Annotated in this window: 1 pseudogene; it reads left to right on the forward strand. The window is 75.3% G+C overall.

The window, feature by feature from the left end:
• Positions 1 to 133: 133 nt before the first annotated feature.
• Positions 134 to 503 (forward strand): annotated as a pseudogene (locus A7A76_RS19935) (hypothetical protein); the annotation flags it as partial.

Here is a 503-nt window from a genome sequence, read left to right on the forward strand (position 1 = left end):
CGCGTTGCCGCCGCCGCGCGCCGACGAGGCCGCCGCGGGTTGGGCCGGCGTGCGTGCGCCGGAGCGGCCGCGCTTGGACATGTTCATCTCGGACCGTGGTTCATCGGGGGCGGAGGGAGGCCGGTGCTAGCATGTGGGGATTCTCGCGCATGCCCCCATCTCCCGTCTCATGCTCAGTTTTTTCCGCCGCAAGAAGCCCGACGCCGGCAAGCCGGCCGAGCGCGAATACAGCCTCGAAGAGCTCGCCGCCGCCATTCCCGGCGCGCAGCCCGACGCCGGCGCGCAGCCTGGAACCGCCGATGCCGCGACCGCCGAAGCGGCCGTAGCCGCGCCGCCGGCGGAGCCGCAGCCGCAAGCTGCGCCGACGCAAGCGGCCGCGGCGCCTGCTATCGAACCGCCTGCGGTCGAACTGCCTGCCGTCGAGCCGCCGGTGATCGCGCCGCCCGCAACGCCGGCACCGGCCGCGCCCGTCGCCGAAGCCGCGCGCGCGGAAATCGCGCCGA

The sequence above is a fragment of the Lysobacter enzymogenes genome (assembly GCF_017168095.1).
Taxonomy (GTDB): domain Bacteria; phylum Pseudomonadota; class Gammaproteobacteria; order Xanthomonadales; family Xanthomonadaceae; genus Lysobacter; species Lysobacter enzymogenes_D.